Source organism: Psychrobacter sp. T6-1, from assembly GCF_052258445.1.
Map to the genome: position 1 here is coordinate 1 of NZ_JBQQFC010000281.1, position 3,189 is coordinate 3,189.

Consider the following 3,189-nt stretch of genomic DNA (forward strand, 5'->3'; position numbering starts at 1 on the left):
GCGCGGCGCGAGACAAAGTGGATTAAGGCCTCGGTTTGCTGAGCAGGACAAAACAAACCGCCGCTACAACGGGCAAGCGCTTCGCCTTCGGGGAGCACTACAGGAGAGTCGCATACCGGACAGTTGCTCGGCAGGGTGACGGGCTTAGATTCCTTGGAGCGCTGATCGTGCCAGACGCGAGATATTTTAGGGATGACGTCGCCTGCGCGGTGCACGCTAACCATGTCGCCTGCGCGCACATCTAAGCGCTCAATCTCACCAAAGTTATGCAAGGTGACGTTGCTAACGGTGACGCCGCCGACTTTGACGGGCTCAAGTTTACCGACTGGGGTGATTTGCCCCGTGCGCCCCACTTGCCATTCGATATCGTTTAGGCGAGTGATGACGGTTTGGGCGGGGAATTTATAGGCGGTGGCCCAGCGCGGTTCACGCGATAAAAAGCCAAGCTGCTGCTGGAGTGCAAGACTATTAACCTTGATAACCATACCGTCGATCTCAAACGGCAGTTTTTCGCGAGTTTCAATCATTGACTCATAGTACTCTTGTGCTTGGCGCGGGTGAGCCACCACTCGCACCGCGCTGACGGTAAAGCCAAGATCACCAAGCCAAGCGAGGGCGGCAGACTGCGTCTCTATCGTCTCGGGTAGTCCTTGATTGACCGAGTATCCGTAGAACGCTAGCGGACGGCTAGCAGCAATAGCGGGATCTAATTGACGTAAGCTCCCAGCAGCGGCATTACGCGGATTGGCAAAGACTTTGTCATCGTTCTCGACTGCCAAGCGGTTTAAGCGCTCAAAGCCTGCTTTGGGAATCAACACTTCGCCGCGCACTTCTAGCAGTTCGATGTTTGTTGCTTCGCTAAGATACAGCGGCAAGTTACGGATAGTTTTGACGTTTTGGGTAATGTCCTCACCTGTTTGGCCATCGCCGCGTGTGACCGCTTGCACAAACTGTCCATGCTCATACTTGAGGGAAACAGCCAGTCCATCCAGCTTAAGCTCCATCTCGTACTCAGGGTTTTGTTGGGCCAAGCTTAAACGATCATTGACGCGGCGCATAAATCCGTGCAAATCATCATAGTCAAAGACATTGCCTAGAGATAGCATAGGGATATCATGGGTCACTTGGGTAAAGGCTGACAGCGGGGTATCGCCGACTTGATTGATTGGGCTATCTAGCTGAATAAGATCAGGGTAGGCTTCTTCTAACTCTAACAACGAGCGGCGCAGTTGGTCGTACTCGCTGTCGTCTAAGATAGGATTATCCAGCACATAGTAGCGATAGTTATGGGTTTTGAGCGTTTCGATAAGCGTGCGCATTTTTGCGATGATAGCGTCGTTATCTACGGCAGGTTTTACTGCATTTTTAGTAGAGGGTTTGGTAGCTTTTGAGTCAGTCATAATCGGCGTCTTTACGGTTCAAGATGCCAATATCATAACAAGTTTTGATAGCAAATAACGTAAAACGAATGACGTTATTTGCTTCAATAAGGCTAGAGTTTTTTGTTTTATTAGAGGTTAGCCTTTATTCATAGTCGCGTACTTGATTGCGCAGTTGCTGCTTATATTCAGGGGTGATCGGCTCGTTATTTTCGTCAAGCATAACCGCGTCCAGATCATCTGCCATCATGTAGGCAATACTCATCATACTATCAAAACTATGCAGCGCCTGCGGGTGCGGTAGCGATAAGAACACCACGACGCCGCTATAGGTATTGGTCGCCACGCTATGCGGGTCAAAAGGCGCGATACCCTCATCAGTGATGCCCATCATGCTAAACCAAAGCATACCTGTGCCGTCTTTTTGCTCATAGCGATGGAACATATTCATCGCGCCAAAGCGCAGACCATATTTATCTATCAACCCTAACAGGTCACGACCACGAATGACGGACGTTGCACGGTCACGGTACTGCTGCGGCAAAATCGTAATGTTGATGTTGTCTTTGGCATGAATCAGCGGACCGTTTTGCGCTTGATCAACAGGCTCAAGTAGATGCTGATCGAGCACCGGACTGTTGTCATCAAAGCTTGGCTCATCAAAGGTATCAATGACAGGCATCAGGCTGTCTGTGGCTGACACTAGGCTTGAAAAAGCGTCAATCTCTTGCTCACCATTTTGCGTAGGCGCACTTAAATACTCATCGCTATTATCATCATTATTGATCTGCTGCGCTATCGCTGCAAATTCACTATCATCAGCGCGCTGCTGCTCCGTCTGCCAGCGCTCATATTCCTCACTTTGCTCGCTGGCAGGATTGGCGTCAGCTTGGGCATGATTTAGCATATCATCGATGGTTGCAGACTCCGTTGTAGGCTCGTCTTCGACGACCGCTTGTAGATACTCGCGATCAGGCGCGATACTGGTCTCGCCTGCGACAGTATCGTCAAGATCTGGCTGATCAACAATATTACGCTCATGACGCGGAATAATAGGAATGCCATTTTTGTCATAATTCACCGGAGTGGCTTCAGTATTTTGACGACGCTTAAAACTGCGAATGACCATAAACAGCCCTGCAAGCACAATAAAGGCTGCAATGGCAATCAAGATAAACTGAATAGCGGTCATGAGTGAGATATCCTAATAATGACAAAGGGGATGATAGTGAAAACAAATAGCAATAGTCTAGCATGGCTAATAGACGCCGTCATCACTTGCTATGTTTAGCACGCGTACTTACTTGAGTGCGGCAAGTTTATCTTACTATATTTTTAAGCATAAAATCACTATTTGCCGTTTAAATGAAAACAGGTTCAGTACCAAATGATCTACATAAGCCTCTAGCTGTCGATATAATCGATCGCTTCATCCAAGGACACACTGACCAAAGTTGAGACGCCAGCTTGCGCCATAGTGATACCTTTTAGCTCATCAGCAATCTGCATGGAGAGCTTGTTGTGACTAATAAAAATAAACTGCACCTCTCCTGCAAGCTCCTCAATTAAGCTGGTAAAGCGCGCGACATTGGCATCATCGAGCGGCGCATCGACTTCGTCAAGTACGCAAAAGGGTGCAGGATGCTGCTTAAATATCGCAAAAATAAGACTCAGCGCGGTTAGGGTTTTCTCACCGCCTGAGAGTACCGCTAAGCGGCTGTTGCGCTTACCCTTGGGCTGCGCCATCAAAGTGAGTCCGGCGCGCCACTGCTCAGATTTAGGGAAATCACTATCGGTATCTAGCGTGAGG

Annotated in this window: 2 protein-coding genes and 1 pseudogene; all 3 read right to left on the minus strand. The window is 48.9% G+C overall.

Going from position 1 to position 3,189, the window contains the following annotated elements; all coding sequences use genetic code 11:
* A partial coding sequence (ligA, locus tag ACTXGO_RS11660; protein WP_443574624.1) for an NAD-dependent DNA ligase LigA occupies positions 1-1,400 on the minus strand: 1,400 nt, incomplete at its 3' end.
* Between the two features lie 124 nt (positions 1,401-1,524).
* Positions 1,525-2,571 (minus strand): cell division protein ZipA, encoded by a 1,047-nt coding sequence (locus ACTXGO_RS11665; protein ID WP_443574626.1) that lies wholly within the window; start codon positions 2,569-2,571, stop codon positions 1,525-1,527.
* Between the two features lie 212 nt (positions 2,572-2,783).
* Positions 2,784-3,189: pseudogene (locus ACTXGO_RS11670) on the minus strand (AAA family ATPase); the annotation flags it as partial.

What these genes read in the sequence shown, in the direction of transcription:
- ACTXGO_RS11665 (WP_443574626.1), bottom strand. Translation starts at nt 2,571, where the DNA reads ATGACCGCTATTCAGTTTATCTTGATTGCCATTGCAGCCTTTATTGTG.